Below are 25,471 nucleotides of genomic sequence, written 5' to 3'. Positions count from 1 at the left end.
GGCAGAATTCGCCTGCTCATAATGGAGCATGAAATTATTTATCTGGGAAAATGCATTGCTGATTCCAATTCTGACATGTTCCTTCCTGGAAAAATCCGCAAGTTTTTCTAAATGTTCTCCACTGATGTCCCCGTCTTCTTCTAATGGGATTACGGCAATCACGTTCTTCTTATGATAGGTAACATGGGTGCCGGGAAACAGGCGCTTCAGGTTTTTAACGGTGTGATCCTTGAGATACCGGCTGCCCAGGTATTGTGTGGGGCTGATGCAGAGGGCAGACATCCTGGGTGGAAAAGCGATTCCACTAAGCCTGGGGGCAATCTCTTCAGAGGGTGCCCCGATTAACAGGTCATAGAGCAGCTGCTGGTGGGGGCTGGTTACCGGAAATAAATCCGGCATATAGTGGGCGAGTATGTAACTGATCACCTGGCTTAAGGTACTGAGCATTTCACGGTGGACAGGAAGGATAGCTGTTTCGCCCCCGATCATCAGGATAAATCCCACCTGCACGCCATTATGGAAAACTTTACTGCTCAATTTCCGGTAGGGGGATTCCGTGCAGGTAACCTCCACTGCATCGGTGGTCTGGGCGGCATTTTTCAGCGGTTCCAGCAGCCGGACGGCGCCGATAAAGTCATAATTGCAGTAGCCCTGGCGGATATTTGATTTCCAGAGGGGGTCAATGACAGGAATAGAGGTGGAGGAAGCAATTATTTTAAAATTAATATCGTTCAGTACCAGCGAATTGCCCAGGCGGATGGAAGCAGCATTCAACACGGCTTCCATAGATCGGGTCCTGTCTGCAAGTGCTGCCAGTTCTTCATACAGGCCCTTGCTGCGGGTTGATTCTATCATCGTTTTTGCATAGTTAAAAGCAGCAAACAGGGAAGCTTCATCCACCAAAGCGCAATTGCCCGAATATGCAGAACATGCAGTACTATTACCGGTATCGGCTAAGATACATTGGATCGAGGAGTCATTACAGTCTTTCATTTGGTGATCATAACCAAAGTACAGGGTATTGTGAAAAAAGTCTTTCTGCCGCGTATCCAGAAGGGCGATATCCTGTATCTCCCATTCCTGGCCGGAGGACACAATATGGGTGGAAAATTCATTGTTCAGCTGTTGGATTAAATGTTGAAATGTCATAGGACTACCTCACTTTACGGAAAGTTTTGGAGGGGGAGCAGTGGAAGGAAACGAAGTTTTGTTTTTAGTATAGTGTATGGTGCACAAATTGTCAAATATTTATCATACATGGTGCACGTTGAAAAACATTTGTTTCTGGTATATGGTTAGTTTATGGAAACGTTCGTACGTGTTTGAAAATTCAGGAGGTAATGGTATGTATAAAAAACTATTTGAATCAGGAAGAATTGGAAATGTAGAAATGAAAAACCGCCTGGTCATGTCACCCATGGGAATCGGGCTGGCGAATCTGGACGGAACCCCTACCGATGATATGATTGCATTTTATGAGGCGCGGGCAATAGGAGGGGCAGGGCTTATCATTCCGGAAATAACCAGGATCAATGACGGGCATGGAGCCGGACTTATGAGGCAGTTATCGGTAACCAAAGACCGGCATATCGCACCATTATCTAAATTGGCAGATGCAGTACATAAGCATGGAGCTAAGATTTTTATACAGCTTCATCATCCGGGCAGGGAAACCGTATCGGCGCTGCTGGGCGGTCAGCCAGTGGCGGCTCCCTCTGCAATACCCTGTAAATACCTGCAGCAGGAGACACGTGCCCTGACCACAGAAGAAATCAAACAACTGGTGCAGCAATTTATAAGCGGTGCAGTACGGGTTCAGAAGGCAGGCTGTGACGGAGTGGAGCTTCATGCGGCTCACGGATATCTGCTGCAGCAGTTTTTATCCCCGTATACCAATAAAAGAGAAGATGAATATGGAGGCAGCTTTGAAAACCGACTGCGCATCATAACGGAGATCATTTCAGGAATCAAAGAAGCATGTGGTGCAAAATTTCCGGTTGGCGTCCGCCTTTCCGTGGAAGAGTTTCTGAATCAGACCGGAGTAACCGAGGACTATATTCATATTCAGGACGGCATTAAGATCGCCATAGCATTGGAACAGGCAGGCATTGATTTCCTGGATGCAAGCTGCGGTCTTTACGAAACGGGAATGACCTGTATCGAACCTATTTCCTTCGCCCAAGGGTGGCGGCATGATCTGCTGGCGGCAGTAAAGAGCCATGTTAAAGTTCCGGTAATCGGCGTGTCCGCAATCCGGGAACCGGCTGTGGCTGAGAAGTTCCTGGAGGAGGGAGTGGAAGACTTTGTATCTCTGGGGCGTGCGTGGCTGGCGGATGAAGAATGGGGAAGAAAGGTACAGGAGGGCAGGGAAAAAGAATTGCGTAAATGTATTTCCTGCCTGCGGTGTTTTGAAAGCCTGAATGAATATAATGCAGCAGGACTTCCCCCGGAATGCGCTCTGAACCCCAGACTGGCTAGAGAGAGAAAGTACAATGGACTGCCCCGGGATACCAGGGGACATCGGGCTGTGGTTGTCGGAGCGGGACCGGCGGGCATGTGTGCGGCGCAGACATTAGCTTTGCGGGGGGTGAAAGTTGTGCTGATGGACCGCAGATCGGAACTGGGCGGAACGATAAACCTGGCGAAGAAACCGCCTCTGAAAGAGCGAATGCAGTGGATTGCAGACTATTACCAGGAAGAATTTGAGCGACTGGGTGTGGAAGTCAGATTGCATACGGAGGCAACTCCGGAGTTAATTATGGAATGTGAGCCGGACGGAGTGATCATTGCAACTGGTTCCGTATCCGTAGTACCTTCAAAGATTCCTGGTATTCATGGTGAGAACGTTTATACCGTAGAAGAAGTACTGAGTGGGAAAGCAAATCTGAAAGAGAAAAAGGTCGTGGTAATCGGGGCAGGTCTGACGGGATTGGAGACTGCAGAATATCTGGGCGACCTGGGAAATGAAGTGACAATCGTAGATATGCTTGGTGAAGTGGCACCCGGATGCAATCATACAAATGTAGTAGATGTCTGCGGACGCCTGGCAAAGTATGGGGCAGAGTATCTCCTTGGGCATGCCTTAAAAGAGGTTCGATCGGATGGAGTGCTTTTAGAGAAGACAGAAGATCATCAGGAAGTGGATGTGTCCGCTGAGGCAGTAGTGCTTTCTCTGGGATTTCGTCCCGATGCTTCACTTGTTCAGGGGCTGAAAGATAAGAATATCGAGGTTAGGACAGTGGGAAGTGCAGTAAAGGACGGCACCATCGCCCCTGCTGTCCGCACCGGGTATGAAGCAGGCAGGGAACTGTTTGCAGAAAAGAAAAAGGTACCAAGCTTCCGGGTAGCTGACGAAGAGATCTCTCAGTTTGGAAAGATTTCATTAATGGATAATCAGGAGGGGCTGTATATCAGCTATCTGTCGGACCCGGCAGCCATTGCCAGATTATTGCCGCCGCCGCTGAAACCATTTTCAATACCGGTGGTTACCCTGTCCGTCTGCCATGTGAAAAACCCTACCTTTGCAGACGATTATTATGAAGCTATTCTGGGCGTTTATGCCACTTATGGCAAAACCTTAGGACTGTATCCCCTGGGGCTGGTGCTGGGAGGACCGGGAGCCGAGATGGCCGTCCAATGCGGGCGTGACAATGGCAGTATTCCCAAAAAACTGGGAGGGGAATTCGTCATCCGGCGCAATGGCAATACCGTGACAGCCAGCGTCACCAGAAGAGGCACACAATTGGTAGAGGCATCCATGGAGCTTGGCGAATATAACAGCCCGCTGACCCATACCCTGTACCAGGCACCCGAAGCAGGAAAGAAGACCTATGGCGGAGGATTTTATTATCACTTTGACAGAGAGCCGGATGAAAATGGCGTATCCCATTTCCGAAATGGTGCATTACTGATGAACCTTTGCGAGTATAATTATCAATCCTGGGAGCCGGGACTGACTGCACTGGATCTGAAGTCCAGTATAGATGATCCCTGGGCAGAACTTCCCATTCATACCATTGTAGGGGGTGCTTATTCTAAAAACAGCCTGTTGGTGCATAAACTGAATCTGGCGGAAAACTTAGATGCCGATACTGTGATTCCTTATCTGCTGACCGGGCGGTATGACAGAACCGCATTTATGGAAACGGGACGCATTTAATATTATTTTAAGAAAGAGAGGTCATAAAAAATGAAGAATTTATTTGATTTAACAGGAAAGGTTGCAGTTGTGACAGGAGCCAGTTCCGGACTGGGAGCAGACGCAGCATTGGCTTATGCAGAGGCGGGAGCAGATGTGGCGATACTTGCACGACGTGTGGAAAAGCTGAATCAGGTAAAAGCCGATATCGAAAAAACAGGCAGAAACGTCATGGCTGCAGGCTGTGATGTGACGAAGGAAGAAAGCGTAAAAGCAGCGGTGCAGCAGATTCTGGATCGTTTTGGACATATCGATATCCTGTTAAATAACGCAGGTATTGCGGTACGCGGCGGTGTAGACAGCATGTCAGAAGAAGAATGGGATAAATCCTTTAATACCAATGTAAAAGGCATTTTCCTCATGTCCAAGTATATCATTCCTCAGATGAAAGAACGGAAATATGGAAAAGTGGTGAACATTGCTTCTGTCAACGCAGTCATCGCGGATAAAGAAGATATGTTTATCCGTCACTCCTATAACGCATCCAAGTCTGCGGTTCTTGGACTGACTAAAGGCATGGCATGCTCGTATGCCAAATACGGAATTACGGTAAATGCGATCGGACCTGCTTTATTTGAGACGGAGATGACCGGTGGTACACTGTTTAAGTCCGAGAAGTTCTTACAGGGATATTCCATGATGAATCCAGCCGGACGACCGGGGGAAAAAGGGGAACTGAATGGAACCGTACTCTATCTTTCCAGTGATGCGTCCAGTTATGTGCAGGGGCAGTTTATTATCGTAGATGGCGGAGGCGCTATTGTATAATGGGTTGCAGTCAAAAGCCGTGGCATTCAGTCACGGCTTTTTGGCTGCCCCGTAAAAAGGCCCTTATCAACAACATGATTCTTAGCATATATCCGCTTTTGAACATTTGAAAATAGGATGGTGATACTGCTATAAGCATTGCACATGCGCTGTACATTTGTAATGCTATCTGCAATGTTTCAACAGAAAAGAAAGGTTTTACTTGATTATTCCTACAAATTTAATATAATAAATGTTAGGGAAGTTTTAATATAAGGAGGAATTTAATTTGAAAGCAAAAAAGGCGGCTGTATTAACTGGAATTTTACTGGGATGTGCAATTGGCATCACAGCATGCAGTCCTGCGGCAAAAGAAAGTGGGACAACGGAAGAATCGAAGAAGATCCAGGAGACACAGAAGGCTGGAGAAACCCAGGAGTCTTCAAAAACGGGAGAGACACAAACGCCCCAGGAAACCCAGGGGGGTCAGGAGAAAGCGGATTCCCAGGCATCGGCAGAGAAGATGACTTTAGGTGAAGCATCAGACTTTTTGGTGGAGACTGCTGCCAAATATGGTAACCGGATAAGAAGAGATTCACTGCTGAAGGGGTTGGAAGACCGTGAACAGGAAGAGGCGGACGGTGTGGATATGCTGGTTATTGTAAGCCGGGCATTTGGTACACTGCCTGAGCCGGAAGCAAGTAAAAAGCAGAAGGAAGACGTAGATATCAGCGCGGTTCCCGAATGGGCAATGTCAGATGTGGAAAATCTGAAAAGGGTAGGAGTGCTGAAAAAAAGTGATATAGATGGAGCAGAAAAGGCAGTGACAAAATCAGATGTGGAATCTATGGTACAGAGGGTAATGGACCTGTACGGCAACTGATGATCGGACTGATTTCAATACACACCCCGAAGCGGAGCGTACAGATTATAAATGGAATAAAAAGACGCTTCATAGAGTTAAGGATGATATTTAGAAAAGCAGCAGGGAGATATACGAATGAAAAAGTATAGGATAGGAAAAAGTTTATTAATTATCATGATGACAGCCTTAATCTGGTCTGCAACTGCTTTGGCAGCTTCTACGGATCCGTCAGTGGAGCTAGTGGAAACGGAAAATAAGGATCAGTATAAAATAACAATACATAATTGGAATGTGGAAGCGAATTCCCTGCAGTTTGATTTAACTGTGGATCAGGAAGTACCGGATTATACGATGGAGTGGGCAGATAAGGCTGAATCCAGCTATCAGAAGGTCATCGTTAAGAAAGAGCCGAAAAAAACCATCTTTACCTTTTATGCGGACAAGCTTTCACCCATTTCAGAAGGGGATACAGCGGAGCTTGGGCTGTTTACCATAAAGGGACTGTCAGCAATCCCCAAATTTACAACAAGCGGTGAAATGATTATTCTGGATGAAAATGTAAATGCAGCGTCTTACAGCGGTGTTGCAGTGAATGTAAAGTATAATGATCGTAACCATAACCAGGAAACGGAAAAGCCGGTAACTCCGGCGGAAACGGAAAAACCCCAGGAGACAGAGAAGCCGGTTCAGCCGGCAAGGGCAATGACGCTTCATAAATCATCCGTTTCATTGTATTTAAAAGGTTCGCCAAAGAGTATTACATTAAAAGCATACCTGAATAAAAAGAAGCTGAGCGGATCATCCGTAACCTGGAAGACCAGCAATAAAAAAGTTGCAACGGTTAAAAACGGTAAAGTATCTGCAGTGAGCAAAGGGACTGTAACTATAGAGGCGGTAAAAGACGGACTTACAGCAAGCTGCCGGGTTAAAGTAAAACAACCAACGATCTCACTGAACAGTAAATCGGTTACGATTTATAATAAAATAAGTACCAGAACTACACTCAGTGCATCGGTAAACGGTGTGAAAGTCTCAGGTAACAAGGTTAAATGGACGACCAGCGATCCCAAAACAGCCACTGTTAAAAATGGAAAGGTGAAAGCGAAAAAGACAGGCAGAGTAACCATTACAGCCACAGCAAATGGGAAAAAAGCAAAATGCACCGTTAATGTCAGCAAACCTTCTTTAGAAATCAAGACAAAGAGTATCGGTGTAAAAAAAGGTAAAACAGTTAAACTTAAAGTTTACGCAAAACCAAATAAAAAGATTGTTTATAAAAGCGATGATAAAACTATCGCGAGCGTGTCAAAAAACGGACAGGTAGAAGGTATTAGAAAAGGGAATACCATAATCCGGGTATCCTGTAATGGATTTAAAAAAGAAATACCGGTTACGGTAAAATAAAGGATAAACAGCATAATATAATACCGGACAAAAATATGCCGGCTGAACTGATGATAGTAATATGTAACAGGTCAGCCGGCATTTTTTGATTTCCCTAATGTAACAGTTGTTCATGTTGTTCATTTTCTAATTAGATTTGCCAATGATATGTTGCTGAAATTAAAATTAAATTGTGTTATACTAATAAAGTGTGTTATAAAATTCATTCACAATTATTCAACATACTTTAAAACACGCTCTAAAGCGTATGAATTTGACCCGATAAAGTTAAATAATATCAGTGTAGTAACACTGTCAGCTTGGTTTCTGGCAGGATGCAGTACTAGTACATCGTAAATTAATTAACTGCCACTTAAACCAATCTAAATTTCCGATAGCGCTGCTTCACAAGCCTCAGCGTAGCCCGCTACGCCTACGTTTGTGAAACAGCACTCTCAAAAATTTATATCGGCTTAAGAGTCAGTTACTTATTTTATGATGTACTAGATTCATATAAGACATAAAGGAGATGGAAATGTTCCAGAAACTAAAAAATAATTTTTTAGGTAAAACAGTTGATTTATATGCAGAAGAGATCAGGATAAGAAATTACAAAAGCTTAATGGACTTTTCTGTTGTTGGGGTTGTTATTTCCATTGCAGTCTTATTATTTTCCCTGTTATTGAAAGATGTGGTTACTTTTAAGACGGAGTTTCTGATTATGGCGGTCTATTTTATTGCCATATTTTTTCTTGCCGGTTTTCTGCAGAAGAAGAGGACCCGTCATATCTTGTTTGCTTTTTATGGAGTGATATCGCCTGTTATGGTTATGGCGATTTTGCTGGGAACCTTCCTGGATCCCACGCAGCCGTCCATTACGATTATGATATTTATTGGAATACTTCCTTTATTTATTTTGGATAAGCCCTGGAGAGTGTGCCTCTATATCACGGTGATTGCTGTTATATATTGCATCTGTAACTATCTGGCTAAGGATTTTCAGTTGTTTTTAGAAGACTTTATTGATTTAGTGGCATTTTATTTTCTGGCCGCAGGGGTTAATTTTTTTATCCTGGATGACAGACTTGAAAATGTTGAGAACTATGTGAAATTCAGGGAGAAATCGGAAACTGACGTACTTACGGGGATATATAACCGGGGTATCGGTGAAGAGAAAATCAAGCAGCTTACTGAGCAAAAGGTGTATGGCGCATTTTGCATTCTGGATATTGATGATTTTAAATACATCAATGATACATATGGCCATGCCAGCGGTGATGAAGTTTTGCAGGAAATCGCAAAGGTGATCCGCAGCCTTTTTTCTAAAGATGATGTATTTTTTAGAATGGGCGGAGATGAATTCGTGGTTTACAGTGTTAAATGTGCGGACGAATCTGTTTGCAGGCAGCATTTGGGAAGGCTTTATGATAATATAAAGGCACTTCAGATTGCTTCTGTTCATCATACACCGGTAAGCGTCAGTATTGGCTGTTGTATTTATAATCAGGGCAGTACGGATTACAGTACGCTTTATAAGTGCGGTGATAAAGCGTTATATCAATCAAAACATATGGGAAAAGGACATTATACAATTCGATTCTTAGAAACGAAAAGCTGATGCTTCCGAAATAAAGTGCCTGTGCAGGTTAATTTTTTACTGCCCGGGCATTTTTGCTTGCTGTGATCATTTTCATTTGGGGATTGCCGGATGCCACAATGTCTCTGAACTGATATACCTGTCTGCTTTGCTGTCCGCAAAGGGTTACCATATGCAGGTCCAAACATTTTATTTCCGGTATTTGATATGCGCAGAGGTTATCCTTTCCGGCAATCAGGCTGGTGGGCAGCAGGGAGATTCCCATACCTAATGACACGGCATTTATGATCGCCTCAGCCGTATCAAACTCAATGACTGCAGGTTCCTTGTGATTTTGAGAAAAAGACCAGGCTGCAAGCTGATTCCGAAAAGGACAGGTGGTCAAAGCGTTCACGATAATGGGGCGAAAATGCAGGGATTCCAGTGAACTTTCCAAAGGTGCGATGACGCTTAATTCTTCCGTAAATGAAAAGATGGATTTCACCCGGTGTGAGATGTAAGCAGGTTCCACAAATACACAATCAAGAACTTGCTTCTCCAGGCTCTGGATCAGACTGTCCTGGCTGCTGGTGGCAACCGACAATCGGATATCCGGGTATTTATCTCTGAATGCAGCTATCCAGAAGGGCAGCCGGGAGGCAGCCAGTGTCTGCGAGGCTCCGATTTGCAGTTTTTCACAGTCTTTTGGAAATGCAGCCAGAGCATGATCCAGCATTTCGAGAATGGAGTCCGCATAGTGCAGCAGCTTTTCGCCGTCTTCTGTCAGCGTGACTCCTTTGCCATGGCGTATAAATAGGGTGGTACCCAATAACTATTATACACGATCCCGGCTGAAATGTATAATAGAGAAAAAGATGAGGAGGCAGATGAAATGATAACATGGGAAGATAAAACAGTCATTGTTACAGGAGGTGGAACGGGGGTGGGCAGAGCAATATGTTTAAAGCTTGCCGAATATGGCGCCGCAATCGCATTAAACTACTGCAGATCAGGGAAAGAAGCCCTGGATACTGCCCGTATCATAGAAGCTATGGGAGGTCGGGTAATTGCACTTCAGGCTGATATATCAGATGATGCGGCGGTACAAAAACTGGTAAGGGATACCGAGAATGCCTTTGGTTCCATTCACTATCTGGTCAATAATGCAGGGATCACAAAACAGATAGATTTATCGGATCTGGTAAGTGTGACGGATGAAGTGTGGGACCAGTTATTTTCCGTGAATGTCAAAGGAATGTTCTACTGCGCCAGAGCGGCTGCACCTATCATGAAAAGACAAAAAGCAAAACAGGAAGACTGTGCCATAATCAATATGGGGAGTATTTCAGGAATCACAGGTTCCGGTTCTTCACTGCCGTATGCGGTATCCAAAGGAGCAGTTCACTGCCTTACAAAATCCCTGGCACGTGCACTGGCACCGGATATCCGGGTAAATTGTATATCACCGGCTGCGATTTCTACCGGGTGGTGGGAAGGGGAGGAGGAAAAGATGTACCGCCTTAGCGGAGATTTACCGTTACAGCGCATTTCCACACCGGAAGATATTGCCGAACTGGTATGCAGCATTCTGGTTCAAAGTTCCATGACCGGGCAGATCATCAGTCCGAACAATGGAATGCTTATCTGAATACGTTTTGTTTCTCAGCAGGTTGAAACCCCTTGGCTGTGGCTGGCTGCACAAATAACCAGGCACTAGCTTTTGACATTTTATGTAAAAGACGGTAGTATAGTATGCGGAAGCATTGAAATGCAATGCATGATCCGAAAAAGATAAAATCAAGAAAAGGGAGGAAACACATGGCACAATATTTAGAAACAAAAGATCCGTCATTCAGAATCCGGTTTGCAGAGAAAGAAGATGCACCTTTAATTCTAAAATTCATTAAGGCACTGGCAGTATATGAGAAAATGGAGGATGAGGTGGTCGCGACTGAGGAAATTCTCTATGATTCCATATTTGTAAAAAACCAGGCAGAAGTTGTCTTTGGAGAAGAAAACGGACAGCCGGTGGCCTTTGCAGTATATTTTCACAGCTTTTCCACTTTCCAGGGAAAAGCCTGCATGTATCTGGAGGATGTGTTTGTCTTACCGGAAGCAAGAGGCCATGGGTACGGCAAGCTGATGCTGGCATGTATTGCGAAAATTGCCACTGACCGGGGCTGTGGAAGAATGGACTGGTGCTGTCTGGATTGGAACACCTCATCAATTGCATTCTATAAACGTATGGGAGCAATTCCTATGGATGAGTGGACAATTTACCGCCTTACAGGTGATGCTTTACCGGCATTAGCGGGGGAACTGGCATAGAAAAATGCCAGGCTTCCCGCTTGTATACCCAGTTGTGTTTCGATTATGGAAGCCAATACCTGAAGCTTAGTGAGCATCTGCTCATTGGACCAGCGGAAAATTCCAGGGTCCAGTAAGAAACAAAAAATAGACATGATAAATTCGCTTATTTCCTCAGGATAGCTGCAGTGAAATATTCCCTCTTCATTTCCCTCACGGATAACTCCGGCGATGATGGGAGAGAGGGAATTTAAAATGACAGCCAGTGATTTTTGGTGGATATGTGCATTTTGCGGCTGGTGCAGATATTCGTCTAAACTGGCTGCAATTAAGGTTCCACGGTATGTTTTGTATATCATTTCTAATTTCTGAAGGGGAGTTAATGCTGCATCGGCAATGGAACTCCTGCATTTTTCTATGACATTTTCGTAAGTACGTTCTACTAATGCATCAAAGACTTCCTCTTTTGATTTAAAATAATAATATAGCCCGCCTTTTGCGATACCAGCTCTCTTTGCAATGTCACTTACGGAGCAGGCGGCTCCTTTTTCTTCTTTTAATAATTCCTGCATCGTATCCAGGATGAAATCTCTTTTTCCCATAAATAAAACTCCTTTTGCCAATATAAAAGTTCCTTCATCAGTATAACACAAAAACGTGTACTTGACCAGCGTTCAAAATAATGCTATGATAAGATAAATTTGAACAGTGGTCAAAAAAGGAGGCAGTATTATGATTTGGGTAATTTTGTTTGTGGTGTTGCTTTTGGCGGCGGTGTTATCATTTGTCATGGTGATTGTAAAACTGGCGGTATGGCTGGTAAAAGGATGTAAGAGTATTTCGAGAGGGAAATTGTTCATGAAAATTCGTTGGAACGGTTTGGTTTTTGGGGGATCTGTTCTGATAATGGGGATTTTGATTGGAATTAGCCAGGCGGCGGCATCCACACCTCTGGTCAAAGATGAAAATGGCAGAGAACTTAAGGGAAGCATTTCAGAACTGACGGAAGTTACGCTAAACGGCAGGAAAGAGTGGATCAGTATCAGGGGGCGGGACAGTCGTAATCCGATACTGTTGTTTCTGGCTGGAGGTCCCGGTGGTTCCCAGCTTGCGGCAGTTCGCCATGATTTGTCCCGTCTGGAGGAGCATTTTGTAGTTGTTGGGTGGGAACAGCCAGGGTCGGGAAAATCTTATAATGCAATAAACAGGGACAGTCTCACCCCGGAGATTTATGTGGAAGACGGAAATGCCCTTACCCAGTACTTGCTCAGCCGGTTTTCCAGAGACAAAATATATCTGGCTGGGGAATCCTGGGGAAGTGCACTTGGAATTTTTCTTGCCGGGAAGTATCCTCGGGATTATTATGCTTTTATCGGTACCGGACAGATGGTGGATTTTTTGGAAACAGAGAAGCAGGACTATAATAAAGCATTGGAAATCGCGGTCTCCAGAAATGATACGGATAAAGTGAAAAAGTTAGAGGAAAATGGGAAGCCGCCGTATTTTGGCGAAGAGGTAACATGGAAGAGTGCAGAATACCTGAATTATCTTTCGGCATATATGGGAAGCAATCCCGCTATTCAAAATAACGGATACCATACCTTTCGGGATTTGTTTTCGTCTGAGTATGGGTTAATTGATAAACTCAATTATATTCGGGGGATTATCGACACATTCAACCATGTATATCCGCAGTTGTATGAAATTGATCTGCGGCAAGATTATCGTAAAATTGATGTTCCGGTGTATTTTTTCCTTGGACGCCATGATATCAATGCGCCGGTGGAGCTGGTGGAGGAATATAATGATCTACTGAAGGCACCTTCAAAGGAAATCGTATGGTTTGAACACTCCGGACACAGTCCCTGGATCAATGAAGGAGATAAGTTTGTAGAAGAACTGGTGAAGATAAAGGAAATTCAGTAATGGATTTTTCAGAATGTTTGGCGTCTTTGAAATTTATGCAAATTTCAAAGACGTTTTTTTAAAAGATGGTCAGTTTATCAAATACGCCATTGATATCTATCTGTTCATAACCGGATATATTATAGGGATAGGTATACAGCGTCTTATCCCTGCGGGCTTCTACCATTGGTAGGACTTAAAAAATCCCCCCGTTCTCCATATCTGTCTGATTCACAAAATCAAGGTGGTACAATTTTTCCCAATGATTCACATTTAACGTTCCTTTTGTGAGCAGAATTGCTAAAATACAGCAGTCCTCATCCTTTTCATTGTTCGCCATATCATACCAGTCAGCAAAAGCGGTGCGAAGTTTTGTTCTTAGTTCGGCGTTCTTTGGATCAAGTACCCAGCCCAGATTCTCGCCCACTCCATTGGCGGTAAACATTTCTAAGCAACCGGAAACAGATACTTCCTGATTTTGAGCAATTTGAAGCATTTTATTTGATTTCGCATATGTAACAACGTAGAACGTACCATCTTCGTAATAGGCATTCACACTTCGGACAACAGGACGAGGCTTTCCGTCAGGAGTCGTTTCTCTGGCAATCGTACCAAGAGAAATTACATTGTCTTTACCATTGCCAAACTGCTCTTCAATTAATTTCATACCTTCTTGAAACATACTCATTTTTTAATCCTCCCTGATAGATAAACTTGACGGTATTATACCGCATTATCGTACTACGAGATTAGTAAAACAATCTCCATGTACATTATTTTACCATATTCTACAAGTAGAAGTAAACATCTGTTTATATATTGCGAGATAATACAGAAGATGTTCGTGACTGCTTAAGATGTTCGTTCCTGTTCAGACCCTGCCGTGCACTTGGCTGCACGGGTAGGAGCCCATAAAGTGGCGGCATTCAGGCATCTGCCCCTCGCCAAAGGCGACTTTAAATGGGCAGTAACAGATATTCAGCTTGTTCGACGCTTGTGCTTTATGTATAAAACAGACACATTATGAACAAAAAAACGGGTATATTGCTAAAACAGAAACAGATATAATGTATTTTGTAATCAAGAAGAAAAGGAGGTTATTGAGCATGAAAAAGAAATGGATTTACAGTGGATTGGCAGTTTGTGTGGCGGGAGCCTGTCTTTCGGGATGTGGTTCTAAGGAAGGCAGCGGGGAGAGTGCAGCTTCTGACGGGGAAAACACAAAGGCAGAAGTGACGGAAATTACGTTTCAAACCTGGAATCCCGGTGAAGGTGAGGCAATTCAAAAACTGATAGCAGATTTTGAATCGAAAAATCCGGACATTAAAGTGAAATATGTTTATATGCCTTATTCTGACCATGTGGAGAAAATGAAGATTGATATGGCAAGCGGGCAGGGACCGGATGTATTCGGAATGCAGACAGGAACAACGATTAAGGAATTTCAGGATTTTGAAATGAACCTCACAGATTATGCTGAGAAAGCATGGGGAAAGGACTGGGAATCCCAGTTTCTGGATTACTGCAAAGACTTGCTGAAGGATAAACAGGACGGCAATTATTACGGTCTCCCACTGGGGCTTACTTATGCAGGATATGCCTGGGCAGATGTGAACATGTTAAAAGATAACGATCTGGATGTCCCCAAGTCATTGGATGACCTGAAAAGCAGTGCAAAAACTCTTCGGGATAATGGGCAGTATCCCCTGGCAATCGGAGCCAAGGATGCCTGGATTAATATTGACACCTGGATGAGTATTGCCAATGACATTAACGCTGAAAAGCTGTATGCAGCAATAGAGGGGGAAGTGCCATTTACCGATGAGGAACTGGTGGAATCCTTTGAGATCTGGCAGTCTCTGTTTACTGAGGGGGTATTTCAGGATGGTGCTCTGGGAGTAAATATGTACAGCGATACCGCGGACCTTTTTCAAAAGGAGGGAAGCATTCCCATGATATTAAATGGTTCCTGGGCTGGCGGCACCTATCTGGATAAGGCGGATCCCCAGATCAATGAAGTCTTCAATCAGGAGGGGGCAGACCATGATGTCTTTTTAATAGACTGGAATAATGATGGCAAGGTATGCCCGGTGACAGCGGGTGTGGATGTGTGCCTGTGCATGAATAAAAATACGAAAAATCCGGAAGCAGCATGGAAGTTTATTGATTATATGCTGCATGATGGTCAGGACATTCTGGTAAATCAATATTTCCTCTATTGCCCGTCCAGGTCGGATCTTAAACTGGATGTTCAGGGGATGAGTGAGGATGGACTTAAAAATCTGAACTATATCCAAAAACAGGCTGAAACAAATGTTGCCGGTTACCGGGAGATGGCTTATGCAGAATTGAAGCAGAGTATAACGGATACATTGATTTCACTGGCTTTAAACGAAGTGACGCCGAAAGAGGCGGCAGAGACGGTAGAGACTGCTTCAAAAGCCCAGCAAAGATAATATGGGAGGGAATAATGTGAAGGGAAAACGTTTGCATAATATGAAGGGAAATAGCCTTTGCATTGTGAAAAGAAAAGGTTTTCACGGATATTTATTTATCCTGCCGCTGACAGCACTTTTTGGTGTGTTCATCGTGTATCCTATCATCTACAATTTCATAATCAGTTTTTACGACTGGAATGGAATTGATATTCATAAGACCTTTATTGGATTAAAAAATTATGCCACGATACTTACCGATCCTGTAATATTGAAAATTGCTAAAAACTTTGTCATTTTTGCTCTGTGTACAATTGTAATTCAGGCTTTTCTGGGACTGGTCTTTGCATCATTTTTCTCCAGAAGGATTCGTTTCAGCGGTTTCTATCGGATTATCTTTTATTTGCCGGTAGTGGCAACTCCGGCGATTGTGGGAAATATTTTTTCGAAAATTTTTGAGACCAACAGAGGTTTTCTAAATCTGTTTCTTAGAAATGCGGGACTGGAAAACCTCTGCCAGCAATGGCTGGCTGATCCAAAGTGGGCGCTGGCTTGTATTGTATTCGTAAATATCTGGCAATGGACGGGATATAGTATGCTGATGTACTATGCCAATATGCTGAACATTTCCGGTGATCTGTATGAAGCGGCAACAATAGACGGAGCAAATAAGGTGCAGCAGTTTACGAAGATTACGTTTCCACTGCTAAGAAGTACACACTATACGCTGTTTATCATGGGGATGCTGGGATCATTAAAATGTTTTGACCTGCCCTTCGTGCTGACGAAAGGAGGACCCAATTATGCTACAGAATTTTTCTCAACCTATATCTATAAAAAATCGTTTGCACTTTTTAAGCAGGGAGAAGGATCGGCAGTCGTCGTGATTATGTTTGTGATAGCCATGGTAATCACATTGATTCAGTTGAAAATGTATTATCACAATGATAAAGATAAGGAGCTGGCGGGGTAATTAATACTTCGAAGATTTTCAGTTTGTTCGGGCAGACTATATGCATTATATTTACATTCCTGTTTTTATTTCCGCTGATATTGATGCTGTTCCGATCCTTTGAGGGAAATGGGATAGGGAATTATACAAAAGTATTTGAAGAAGTCAATCTGCTTCCTAATTTCCTCACCAGTTTTATTGTAGTATTCGGGACCCTGCTGATTGTATCGGTGGTATCTGCCATGGGAGCATTTTCATTTTCAAAACTAGAGTTTCCGGGGAAAAAGATATGGTATTACCTGTTATTAACGGGGATGATGATCCCCACCTCAGCGCTGATATTTCCACTTTTCCAGATCGTGAAAGGCTTACATATTAATAATACGGCGTTTTCTCTGATCTTCCCCTATGCGACCCTGAACAGCTGTTTTAACCTGATGGTTTTGAAGAATTATTTTGACGGTCTGCCCAATGAATTAATGGAAGCAGCGCGTATTGATGGTGCAGGAGTCTTTATAACGTTTGTGAAGGTTATGATGCCCATTGCGGTTCCGGGTATGGCATTTGTGCTGATACAGACTTTTCTGGGAGCCTGGAATGAATTACAGATGGCAATGATTTTTATTAATGATACTTCCGTGCAGCCTATATCTGTGGTTCCGCTGCGCTTTGTACAGACAGCCGGATCCCAGAACTTCCCCATAGAAGTCATGTATGCATCCCTTGTGATCTGCTTGCTGCCAATTGCAGTATTTTATATATTCGGTTCTAAATTTCTCATTGCGGGCATGACTGCGGGGGCAGTTAAGGGGTGAGTGCGGGCAGACGTTTAAGCACCAGGGTTACAGCGGTAAATACCTTGATCAGCCTGATTGGATTTATTATTATGGGCATGGTTCTGGGCGTAGTCAATTACAGGCAGTCCATCGCCGGGGAAGAACAGAAAATGGGCGTGTATCTCGCCAATTCCTTAAGTTCCGCAGACAATAAACTAAAGGATATGGCACGAGTATCCATGATGTGTTATTCTGATGAAAAGACACAGGATATTTTGAAAAGCTATGGAAGTGATACATACCGCAAACAACTGGCTTCTGAAAAATATCTGAATGCGTTATATACCTCTCTGATCACGATACGGGAAGATATTGACGGCGTGTATATTTTCGATGCAGATTCTTTAATTATGGCAAATGATACTTTAAATCCTGCCCGGAAACTGAACTATGATATTGAAAGCTTTATCCGGGAAATGGAAACCTGGGAAATGCAGGAGGGACAGATTAACGGATGTATTATGCGCCTGGGAACACAGCCGGATTTCATGCGGTTTTATGCTCCGCTGTTAAAAAATCCCTTAAAGAATACATGTCTGTATCTGGTGCGGGAGGTCAATGGTTTTTCGCCAAACAAGCGGATTGGGCACATCGTTTTAACTGCTCAGGTGGAGGTGATGCAGGAGGTACTGGAGGAATATCTGGATGGGGATTCGGAATTTACCCTGATTACGGATGAAGGAGATATTGTATGCGACAGCAGGCTGGACAACATCGGGAAGAGTATAGAAGACAGCAGTCTGGACATCTGCGAAAAAGGCACCTGTAAAAAAGGCACCTGTAAAAAGGGACAGTATCTGGTGTCCTATCAAACTTCAGAGTATAGCAGCATGACTTTGATTATACGAAAGCCCATGAAAATTATTACCGGTAATGCTATGCTGTTTATGAAAATATTAAGCGGATTATTTTTTGCCCTGGTGGCAGTAACGGTATTCTTTAATTATTTCTTTACGAAGAAAACACTGCGGCCTTTATTAAACCTCTCCCATTCACTGGAAAGCTTTGATCCGGATAAACTGAATATGAGGTTTGAAGTAGAAGCAGAAGATGAGGTGGGGCAGCTCATTGCGGCGTTTAACCAAATGATGGATAGGATCAATGAGTTAATCCAGTCGGAGTATAAAGGAAAAGTAAGGCTTCGGGAGGCGCAGCTATCCCAGCAGAAAATGTCCCTGCTCTATTTGAAGAATCAGATCAATCCACATTTTCTATATAATACTCTGGATACAATCCGTTTGAAATCGGAACTGAACGGTGATATGGAAGTGGCTGAAATGATTCTGATGCTGGTAGATTTTTTCCGTCTGAGTGTAAAGGTTGACAGTCAGATCGTCAGCATTGCCCATGAAGTGAAATTAGTACAGGCATATCTGGGACTGATGAGCTGCCGGTATCCCAATCTCAGGTGCACATACGATATTGACCAGGCACTGGAGCAGACGGAGATTCCAAATTTTATCTTGCAGCCAATTGTGGAAAACAGTGTGATGCACGGTCTGCGTAATAAAGGTTACCGGGGAACAATCAGTCTCTTGGTGCAAGTGGATGAGGTGCGCAGTGATTATGTGAAGATAATGGTATCCGATGACGGTGTGGGCATGGAAAAAGATGCGTGGGTTATGGTGAAACAGCTCTTGATGGAAGAGGAGACTGTTGGATCAGATGAAAAGGAAGACAGGCACATTGGAATCAAAAATGTGCAGAAAAGGCTGAAAATGTACTATCCCCTGGAACAGGGGCTGATTTACCGAGAAAATTTACAAGGTGGAGTAACGGTAACTTTTTATATCGAAAATAGAAAAGGAGAAACGGAATGAAATTAAAATTTGAACAATACAAAGACAAGGTAATGGGATGCTGGGCAGGTAAAAATATTGGAGGTGTGCTGGGTGCGCCATTTGAGGGACTTCGTCAGATAAACGATATTGACTTCTATACACAGGATTTATCCATGGGACCGCCGCCCAACGATGACCTGGATCTGCAGATTGTATGGCTGGCAGCGGTGGAGCGTTATGGACGCAGCGTAGATGCAGCTATACTGGGGGAATATTGGCTGTCTTTTATTATTCCCAACTGGGTAGAATATGGCATGGGGAAGGCTAATATGCGTGCCGGATTGCAGCCGCCTCTTTCCGGTGTAGCAGACAATACCTACAAAGACAGCTGCGGATGCTATATCCGTTCAGAGATCTGGGCATGCCTGGCTCCCGGACATCCGGAAATAGCTGCACGTTATGCATATGAAGATGCCATTGTTGATCATGCAGGTGAGGGTATGTATGGGGAAATCTTCTTTGCGGCACTGCAGAGTGCGGCATTTGTGGAAGGCAATACCAGGAAGCTGATCGACATCGGTCTGTCCTATATTCCTGAGGACAGCATAACTGCAAGTGCAATAAAAAAAGCAATTGAGTGTTACGACAATGGACTAAGTCTGCGGGAAGCGAGAAAAGAAATTCATAATACCGCCCCGGGCACCTTTGGTATACAGGGAGTGAAACTGAGTGAGATAAACGCCTTGGATAATGAGGGGCTGGAGATTGGAGCTCCCGGATTTGATGCACCGGAAAATGTGGCGTTTACTATAGCGGGCTGGCTCTATGGAAATGAAGATTTTGGTGATTGCCTCTGCAAAGCAGCAGCATTTGGTGAGGATACAGACTGTACCTGCGCAACCCTTGGAGCTGTCTTGGGTATCGTAAAAGGAGTATCCAATCTGCCCCGGAAGTGGATGGAACCGCTGGATGACAAAATAGCGACCTTATGCATTGATAAAACCAGCCACATGCTGTGGGTTCCCCAGACCGCAACGGAGCTGTCTAACCGTGTTATGAGGATCATGCCCGCATTCCTGGGGCAGGACGAGTGTGATATCCTTGCAGAAGACGGCATGGTTATAAACTGTAAGGATGGAGATGACCTGTATTGCAGGAAAACGGATGATTATCTGCCGCTTATTAATGGCAATGGAGGCGGGAAAAGTGAATTACTGCCTATACGCAGCCTCTGTGCCCTCTCACCGTTTGTGGTGCGCCAGTCCTTTCCGGCTTTTCATGTGATGGTGGATTACAAAGGATCTGTGCATTTTAAGCATGGTGCAGACAGAAGCATCAGAGTCACAGTAATTAATGTAAAAGCGATGTGCCAGCAGCAGTGGGCTAGAATTACCTTATATACTCCTTCCGGAGTGGAAGTCGTGGGCGCAAAAAGCGTGCTGCTGCCCTTGAACAATCTGCATGGTTCAGAGGCATGTGTGGAATTTACCTTTAATTTGGATGCGTTTGAAGGAAGTAAAGCAGAACTGATCATAGATACTGCGCTGGAGGGACGCCATTCCTATGGAGATGTTAAAGTTACTTTGATGAGAGAAGCATAAATAATAATAACAAAACCCCGCTGCAGTCCGGCGGGGCATTTTACCTCCCGGATATTGCCGGGTGTACATGGATACATGTCCATTTGGTTTCGGTCCGGGGAAATGGAGGAGACATAAATGCGAAAGCTGAAGGTAATGCTTGTAGATGACGAAGTAATCATTTTGGAAGGGTTTCGGAAATTACTCGATTGGGAGTTGTATGGATGTGAGATTGTCTGTGAAGCTACCGATGGTATGATGGCGGTAAACTGTGCGAAAACTTATAAGCCGGATATCGTCGTAATGGACATTAATATTCCCATTATCTCAGGCTTGGAAGCGATTCGCATTATACAGGAGCACAGACCGGATACCGCGTACATAGTGGTATCCGGGTATGATGAATTCTCCTACTGCAGGGAAGCACTGCGGCTGCAAGTTGCGGATTATATTTTAAAGCCGGTTAATTTTGGCAGCTTTGGAAAAGTGATTGAAGACTTAAAATTAAAACTTCTTCATGATAAAATGGAAAAAGAAAAACAAAAGATGCCGCCAGATACTGATAACCGGCTTATTTACCGAATGACGGAATATTTACAGGAACATTTATCGGAAGATATCAGCCTGCAAAAATTATCGGAAGAATTTTATTTAAGTTCGGCTTATATCAGCCGGATTTTCAAAAATGAAACGGGTGTAAATTACCACGCCTACCTGACCAGGCTCAGGCTGGAGCGGGCTAAGAAAATATTGCTGACTACCGATGACAGTATTGCGAAAATTGCACTGCAGGTTGGTTTTCAGGATTACCGTGCCTTTACAAAGGTATTTAAGAATGAGGTTGGAGAATTGCCGTCTGTATACCGCAATTCAATTTTTTGAGATATGTTGATAACAACGGGCAGCTATAGTTATAGCACCCATACAAAACCCATCGCCGGGCTGGGGAAGCTGGACGAAGGGAAATGCCGGTAATGTACTGCGAAGTGCCGGAAATGATTGCGAAGTGCCGGAAATGTACTACGAAATACCGGAAATGATTGCGAAATGCCGGCAATGTTATGGAAAATGCCGGCATTATTTTCAAATATTATATAGTTGACCCCCGCATTATCAGTTCGGTTGCATACTGGGCAAAGATACAGGGGGCATCCGGATGGTCAATCCGTTCTATGATCTGCTTAGCGGCAGCTATGCCGAGGTATTCTTTGGGGGTGCTGATGGTGGTTAGCGCGGGGACAATCCGTTCTGAGGCGGGAATGTTATCAAATCCCGTTACACTGACATCCCTTGGAACCTTATACCCCAAGAACTGCAGGGCATAGATCAGCTGGATGGCGAGCCAGTCATTGCCGCAGATGAAGACATCGGGGAGGACTGACATCTGTTGAATTTTTTCTATCACTAATCCAAAATTCCGAAAGTCGTCTGTTGTTTCATGGAGCAGGCAGCATTTCTGGTCTAATTTTAAATTATGTTCTTTCAGGCATTCATTCAGGGCATCATACCGTTCCTGGAATCCTCTGCCTACATTTGAAGTGTAAATATCACCTATGAATCCAAATCTTTTCGCCCCCTTTTCCAGAAGCTGATTTGTAATATTATAAATATTTATTTTATTTTCCATTGTAATGATGTCAAATTTCCCCATCAGGCCGTGGTAGTTCTTTGGCATATCAACCGTCACGATTGGCAGGTGAAACTGCAGAAGTGCTTTGCATACCGATTCATAACAAATCTCCACAATGATTATGCCCTTTATGCTGGGATCGTAGATGGAACCCGGGAATTGAAGGGTTTTTAAATCGGTGTCTGACATAATACCCAGAACAAGGTGGTAATTTGCAGCAGACAGTATGGCTTCGATTCCTTTTAGAACGCTGCTCCAGAATTCGGAATCATTTGCATAGGTGCGGGTTAAAAAGAGAATGGACCCCTTATTGGCAGGCTTTTGCCCGGCGGGGGAGATCTCGGTGTGGCTGATATAGTGCATTTCTTTTGCCTTTGCATGAACCAGTTCCTGAGTTTTAGGAGAGACTTCACTGCTTCCTTTCAGGGCTTTTGCTACCGTATTTCTTGATAAATTCAGTTCTTTTGCAATATCTTTAATCGTGCATTTCATAAATACTCCTCCTGTTTAGTATCCATTATAGCACATAAAAATGAAAAATCAATCATTAATGCACGAAATGCACCATAATTATTTATAAATATATAAATCATACACAAAAACCACAAAAAAATACTAGTAAATTGTAAAGAATATACAAAAAATAGAGAGAAAAGGTTGAAAGTATAGGGATGATATGCTAATATTTAGATACTAACAAAAGAAAATGCATCAGTGCATTAGCGATAATTGCACGAAAGGAGAAGCAATATGAAAAAGCTGTTTTACAAGCCGGAAAATGCATGGGTAGGTGATTTAATCCCTTATTATGAGAATGGAACTTATTATGGTTTTTATCTTCATGATCCGAGATTAAAAGAGAAAGAATATGCAGAAGAAACTACCTGGCATCTGGTGACAACCCGTGATTTCCAAAGTATGGAATACAGAGGAGAAGCCATTGCAAGGGGAGGTGATTTAGAACCCAACAAAAATGCATATACGGGATCGGTGGTGAAAGACCGGGACGGGATTTACCATGCATTTTATACGGCATTTAATGCAGATATCAAGATAAATGGAAAAAGCGTACAGACCGTAATGGAGGCAGTGGGAGAGGATCCGGAACACCTGGAAACAAGAAAGGAATTCCTCTTTGCGGCGGACGGTGTGATCTATGAAGAATTTGACTGGCGTGATCCTTATGTTTTCTGGAATGAAGATGAAAACTGCTATTACATGTTACTGGCTGCCAGGCTGAAAGATTCCGGGGATTTAAGGGGCGGCTGTATCGGGCTTTCAAAGTCTGCAGACCTGGTGAACTGGACCTATGCAGAACCATTTTACAGCCCAAGGATGTATATTACTATGGAATGCCCGGAGGTTTTTCAGATGGGTGATTACTGGTATCTGGTATTTTCCACGTTTTCCGATCAGTTTACCACACATTACCGTTATTCCAAAAGCCTGTTCGGTCCCTGGCTGATACCGGAAGATGATGTGTTTGACACCAGAGCGAACTATGCAATTAAGACAGCTTCTGACGGGATGGAACGATATGCGTTTGGCTGGATTGCAAGCAAATACGGGGCAGATGATTTTGGACCCTGGGAATGGGGCGGTACCATGGCTGTTCACCAACTGGTTCAGGAAAGGGAAACCGGGTTGCTTCGCACTGTGCCAACGGAGGCGCTGAAGAACTTCTATCAGACAGAAACCAGACCGGGAGCACCGGATTACTATAATTGCAGCGTTTCACCGGAGGGAGATATTTCCAGTGAAACCTTAGGGGCAATTTTGTATGATATACCGGAAGACTGTTTTTCGGCGGAACTGGAATTCGAGGCTGCGGGTGCACATGAATTCGGCATCGCATTACATACGGATGAAGGACTGGAAAAGGGCTATTTCCTGCGTATGAACCGGAAACGGAATCAGGCAGCCTGGGATATGTGGCCCAGGTCGGAGAAAGGGCTGTACCAATGGCAGATAAAAGGAGATGTTCCATATCAGATCGAGACTGCAAGAAAGTTACCCGGGGGACAGCGGTTTAAAGTATTTCTGGTCCGGGAGGATGATATCTGTGTGTTGTATATTAATGATGAGACGGCAATGTCTACCAGAATGTATCGTTATAAGGGCGGAAAAGCCGGAATCTATGTGATTCAGGGCAGTGTCAAATTGTTAAATTACTGTGTGAAAACGAACTCTTAATAAGTGGAAACACGTACTTAAAGGATGGAAAGAGGTATTCCTATGAAAAAGAAAACATTAGGTGTTATTATGGCAGTTGCGGCTGCAGCAGTGCTTGCAGTGGGTTGTGGAAATGGAAACGATAAAGGCACGGAAGTGAAAACAGAAAAGAATGCAAGTGATGCGGCAAGTGATGCGGAAAGTGATGCGGCAAATGATGCAGGCAGTGATACAGGAAGTGATTCCGGCAGTGAAGAGGCTGGTGCAAAGGGAGATAAGGATGAGGTAACCAGTGTCAAATGGTTAACATCCAGACCGGTAGACGGGGCAATTGACCAGACTATGAGGGAGATTGCAGAGCAGTACAGCAAGGAAAAGGGAGGAAACTGGCAGATTGAAATTGAGACAACAGCAGACCGCCCTTCTTATCTGCAAAAGTTAAAGACCCTGATCGCTGGCGGAAATATGCCGGATATTATAGATATTGATGCGGATCCCTACTGTCAGGAGCTGGTGGATGCAGGAATGCTGGTAGATGTGAAGAAATTCCTGGAGGACAATGGAAAATACGATTCCTTTTATCCCACAGCGCTGAAGTATCAGGAGTTTACCGATGGAACGATGTATACCCTCCCACTGGAATATCATGTGGAAATGACCTGGTACAATAAAGAGATTTTCCAGAAATACAATCTGCAGGCACCAAAGACTATGGATGAATGGCTGAATGTGTGCAAAACCCTAAAAGAGAATGGAGTGACACCGATTTCCGTGGACGGTGTGGATCGGTGGCCTGTACAGCGTTACCTGGCTATGATGCCTTTCCGTGAGACCGGCAATGATTTTATAATCAGCCTGCGGGACGGCAAAGAATCCATGAGCAGTGAGGTGGGGATGAAAGGCGTTAAATTCCTGCAGGATATCGGACAGTATTTTAACGACGGCTTTGCGGCAACGGACTATGCCACCGCCCAGTCTATGTTCTTAGACGGGAAATCCGCAATGTATTATATCGGTGACTGGGAAATTGGTGCAATGCAGGAAGCATATGATGCGGGGAAAATTGATTATTTTTATCTGCCAACCGCAGATGGGGCGAAGACA

General features: G+C 43.9%; 21 protein-coding genes. 16 read left to right on the top strand and 5 right to left on the bottom strand.

Translation table 11 applies throughout. From position 1 onward, the window contains the following. Positions 1–1,149: CdaR family transcriptional regulator (locus tag ACH2DQ_RS21065; RefSeq protein ID WP_395028208.1), on the bottom strand; the 1,149-nt coding region annotated here is incomplete at its 3' end. Positions 1,150–1,345: 196 nt separating this feature from the next. Here ACH2DQ_RS21065 and ACH2DQ_RS21060 point away from each other — a divergent pair. The 5 genes from ACH2DQ_RS21060 (at position 1,346) to ACH2DQ_RS21040 (ending at position 8,811) form a co-directional block, all read left to right on the top strand. Continuing rightward, the gene (locus tag ACH2DQ_RS21060) at positions 1,346–4,159 is read left to right on the top strand and encodes an acetoacetate decarboxylase family protein (protein WP_394914553.1); all 2,814 of its coding nucleotides are present in this window, start codon (positions 1,346–1,348) and stop codon (positions 4,157–4,159) included. Between the two features lie 30 nt (positions 4,160–4,189). Then, entirely contained in the window at positions 4,190–4,966 is a 777-nt protein-coding gene (locus tag ACH2DQ_RS21055; protein WP_394914552.1) for an SDR family NAD(P)-dependent oxidoreductase, read from the top strand. A gap of 268 nt (positions 4,967–5,234) precedes the next feature. Continuing rightward, positions 5,235–5,828: a hypothetical protein gene (locus tag ACH2DQ_RS21050; RefSeq protein WP_394914551.1), complete on the top strand. Its 594-nt coding sequence runs from the start codon at positions 5,235–5,237 to the stop codon at positions 5,826–5,828. A 117-nt stretch (positions 5,829–5,945) separates the two neighbouring features. Next, complete coding sequence (locus ACH2DQ_RS21045) at positions 5,946–7,214, top strand: Ig-like domain-containing protein (protein WP_394914550.1); 1,269 nt, start codon at positions 5,946–5,948, stop codon at positions 7,212–7,214. 514 nt (positions 7,215–7,728) lie between these two features. Further along, positions 7,729–8,811 carry a GGDEF domain-containing protein gene (locus ACH2DQ_RS21040; RefSeq protein ID WP_394914549.1) on the top strand — a complete coding sequence of 361 codons (1,083 nt, stop codon included), beginning with the start codon at positions 7,729–7,731 and terminating at the stop codon, positions 8,809–8,811. Positions 8,812–8,839: 28 nt separating this feature from the next. Here the strand turns inward: ACH2DQ_RS21040 and ACH2DQ_RS21035 are convergent, their stop codons facing one another. Next, on the bottom strand, positions 8,840–9,598 hold the full coding sequence (locus ACH2DQ_RS21035; protein WP_394914548.1) for a LysR family transcriptional regulator: 759 nt from the start codon (positions 9,596–9,598) through the stop codon (positions 8,840–8,842). A 63-nt stretch (positions 9,599–9,661) separates the two neighbouring features. On the opposite strand from ACH2DQ_RS21035, the gene ACH2DQ_RS21030 reads away from it, so the two are divergent. After that, the gene (locus ACH2DQ_RS21030) at positions 9,662–10,417 is read left to right on the top strand and encodes an SDR family NAD(P)-dependent oxidoreductase (protein ID WP_394914547.1); all 756 of its coding nucleotides are present in this window, start codon (positions 9,662–9,664) and stop codon (positions 10,415–10,417) included. Between the two features lie 170 nt (positions 10,418–10,587). Further along, positions 10,588–11,097: a GNAT family N-acetyltransferase gene (locus tag ACH2DQ_RS21025; RefSeq protein WP_394914546.1), complete on the top strand. Its 510-nt coding sequence runs from the start codon at positions 10,588–10,590 to the stop codon at positions 11,095–11,097. On the opposite strand, the gene ACH2DQ_RS21020 is transcribed toward ACH2DQ_RS21025, so the two are convergent. Then, positions 11,046–11,678 carry a TetR/AcrR family transcriptional regulator gene (locus tag ACH2DQ_RS21020; protein WP_394914545.1) on the bottom strand — a complete coding sequence of 211 codons (633 nt, stop codon included), beginning with the start codon at positions 11,676–11,678 and terminating at the stop codon, positions 11,046–11,048. The genes ACH2DQ_RS21025 and ACH2DQ_RS21020 overlap by 52 nt on opposite strands. 130 nt (positions 11,679–11,808) lie before the next feature. Between ACH2DQ_RS21020 and ACH2DQ_RS21015 the strand changes: the two genes are divergently transcribed. Continuing rightward, complete coding sequence (locus ACH2DQ_RS21015) at positions 11,809–13,002, top strand: alpha/beta fold hydrolase (RefSeq protein WP_394914544.1); 1,194 nt, start codon at positions 11,809–11,811, stop codon at positions 13,000–13,002. A 175-nt stretch (positions 13,003–13,177) separates the two neighbouring features. Here the strand turns inward: ACH2DQ_RS21015 and ACH2DQ_RS21010 are convergent, their stop codons facing one another. Then, the gene (locus ACH2DQ_RS21010; RefSeq protein ID WP_394914543.1) at positions 13,178–13,669 is read right to left on the bottom strand and encodes a pyridoxamine 5'-phosphate oxidase family protein; all 492 of its coding nucleotides are present in this window, start codon (positions 13,667–13,669) and stop codon (positions 13,178–13,180) included. Positions 13,670–14,087: 418 nt separating this feature from the next. On the opposite strand from ACH2DQ_RS21010, the gene ACH2DQ_RS21005 reads away from it, so the two are divergent. The 6 genes from ACH2DQ_RS21005 to ACH2DQ_RS20980 all read left to right on the top strand — a co-directional run bounded on the left by ACH2DQ_RS21005 (position 14,088) and on the right by ACH2DQ_RS20980 (position 21,447). Then, positions 14,088–15,437, top strand: a complete 1,350-nt coding sequence (locus ACH2DQ_RS21005) for an ABC transporter substrate-binding protein (RefSeq protein ID WP_394914542.1) — start codon at positions 14,088–14,090, stop codon at positions 15,435–15,437. 16 nt (positions 15,438–15,453) lie between these two features. Beyond that, positions 15,454–16,389 (top strand): carbohydrate ABC transporter permease, encoded by a 936-nt coding sequence (locus ACH2DQ_RS21000; protein WP_394914541.1) that lies wholly within the window; start codon positions 15,454–15,456, stop codon positions 16,387–16,389. Positions 16,390–16,412: 23 nt separating this feature from the next. Continuing rightward, on the top strand, positions 16,413–17,183 hold the full coding sequence (locus ACH2DQ_RS20995) for a carbohydrate ABC transporter permease (RefSeq protein ID WP_395028202.1): 771 nt from the start codon (positions 16,413–16,415) through the stop codon (positions 17,181–17,183). Continuing rightward, entirely contained in the window at positions 17,180–19,024 is a 1,845-nt protein-coding gene (locus ACH2DQ_RS20990) for a sensor histidine kinase (RefSeq protein ID WP_394914539.1), read from the top strand. The genes ACH2DQ_RS20995 and ACH2DQ_RS20990 overlap by 4 nt, the downstream gene beginning before the upstream one ends. Then, complete coding sequence (locus tag ACH2DQ_RS20985; RefSeq protein WP_395028200.1) at positions 19,021–20,586, top strand: ADP-ribosylglycohydrolase family protein; 1,566 nt, start codon at positions 19,021–19,023, stop codon at positions 20,584–20,586. The genes ACH2DQ_RS20990 and ACH2DQ_RS20985 overlap by 4 nt, the downstream gene beginning before the upstream one ends. Before the next feature lie 117 nt (positions 20,587–20,703). Beyond that, a complete protein-coding gene (locus ACH2DQ_RS20980; protein WP_395028198.1) occupies positions 20,704–21,447 on the top strand; it encodes a response regulator in 744 nt (247 codons plus the stop codon). A gap of 208 nt (positions 21,448–21,655) precedes the next feature. Here ACH2DQ_RS20980 and ACH2DQ_RS20975 read toward each other — a convergent pair whose 3' ends face one another. After that, positions 21,656–22,687 (bottom strand): LacI family DNA-binding transcriptional regulator, encoded by a 1,032-nt coding sequence (locus tag ACH2DQ_RS20975; protein WP_395028196.1) that lies wholly within the window; start codon positions 22,685–22,687, stop codon positions 21,656–21,658. Positions 22,688–22,945: 258 nt separating this feature from the next. On the opposite strand from ACH2DQ_RS20975, the gene ACH2DQ_RS20970 reads away from it, so the two are divergent. Continuing rightward, on the top strand, positions 22,946–24,388 hold the full coding sequence (locus ACH2DQ_RS20970; protein WP_394914535.1) for a beta-fructofuranosidase: 1,443 nt from the start codon (positions 22,946–22,948) through the stop codon (positions 24,386–24,388). A gap of 42 nt (positions 24,389–24,430) precedes the next feature. Next, positions 24,431–25,471, top strand: a 1,041-nt coding sequence (locus ACH2DQ_RS20965; RefSeq protein ID WP_395028194.1) for an ABC transporter substrate-binding protein, incomplete at its 3' end; no start/stop codon positions are given.

The sequence above is a fragment of the Robinsoniella sp. genome, assembly GCF_034124845.1.
Note: the sequence above shows the minus strand (reverse complement) of the source record. Positions and strands in the feature narration are given on the sequence as shown.

Excerpts from the sequence above, each read along its gene's own strand:
- ACH2DQ_RS20985 (WP_395028200.1), top strand. The coding sequence starts at position 19,021 with ATGAAATTAAAATTTGAACAATACAAAGACAAGGTAATGGGATGCTGG.
- ACH2DQ_RS21010 (WP_394914543.1), bottom strand. The coding sequence starts at position 13,669 with ATGAGTATGTTTCAAGAAGGTATGAAATTAATTGAAGAGCAGTTTGGC.
- ACH2DQ_RS21015 (WP_394914544.1), top strand. The coding sequence starts at position 11,809 with ATGATTTGGGTAATTTTGTTTGTGGTGTTGCTTTTGGCGGCGGTGTTA.
- ACH2DQ_RS21045 (WP_394914550.1), top strand. The coding sequence starts at position 5,946 with ATGAAAAAGTATAGGATAGGAAAAAGTTTATTAATTATCATGATGACA.
- ACH2DQ_RS20970 (WP_394914535.1), top strand. The coding sequence starts at position 22,946 with ATGAAAAAGCTGTTTTACAAGCCGGAAAATGCATGGGTAGGTGATTTA.
- ACH2DQ_RS21040 (WP_394914549.1), top strand. The coding sequence starts at position 7,729 with ATGTTCCAGAAACTAAAAAATAATTTTTTAGGTAAAACAGTTGATTTA.
- ACH2DQ_RS20975 (WP_395028196.1), bottom strand. The coding sequence starts at position 22,687 with ATGAAATGCACGATTAAAGATATTGCAAAAGAACTGAATTTATCAAGA.
- ACH2DQ_RS21020 (WP_394914545.1), bottom strand. The coding sequence starts at position 11,678 with ATGGGAAAAAGAGATTTCATCCTGGATACGATGCAGGAATTATTAAAA.
- ACH2DQ_RS21055 (WP_394914552.1), top strand. The coding sequence starts at position 4,190 with ATGAAGAATTTATTTGATTTAACAGGAAAGGTTGCAGTTGTGACAGGA.
- ACH2DQ_RS21030 (WP_394914547.1), top strand. The coding sequence starts at position 9,662 with ATGATAACATGGGAAGATAAAACAGTCATTGTTACAGGAGGTGGAACG.
- ACH2DQ_RS21005 (WP_394914542.1), top strand. The coding sequence starts at position 14,088 with ATGAAAAAGAAATGGATTTACAGTGGATTGGCAGTTTGTGTGGCGGGA.
- ACH2DQ_RS20980 (WP_395028198.1), top strand. The coding sequence starts at position 20,704 with ATGCGAAAGCTGAAGGTAATGCTTGTAGATGACGAAGTAATCATTTTG.
- ACH2DQ_RS21025 (WP_394914546.1), top strand. The coding sequence starts at position 10,588 with ATGGCACAATATTTAGAAACAAAAGATCCGTCATTCAGAATCCGGTTT.
- ACH2DQ_RS21060 (WP_394914553.1), top strand. The coding sequence starts at position 1,346 with ATGTATAAAAAACTATTTGAATCAGGAAGAATTGGAAATGTAGAAATG.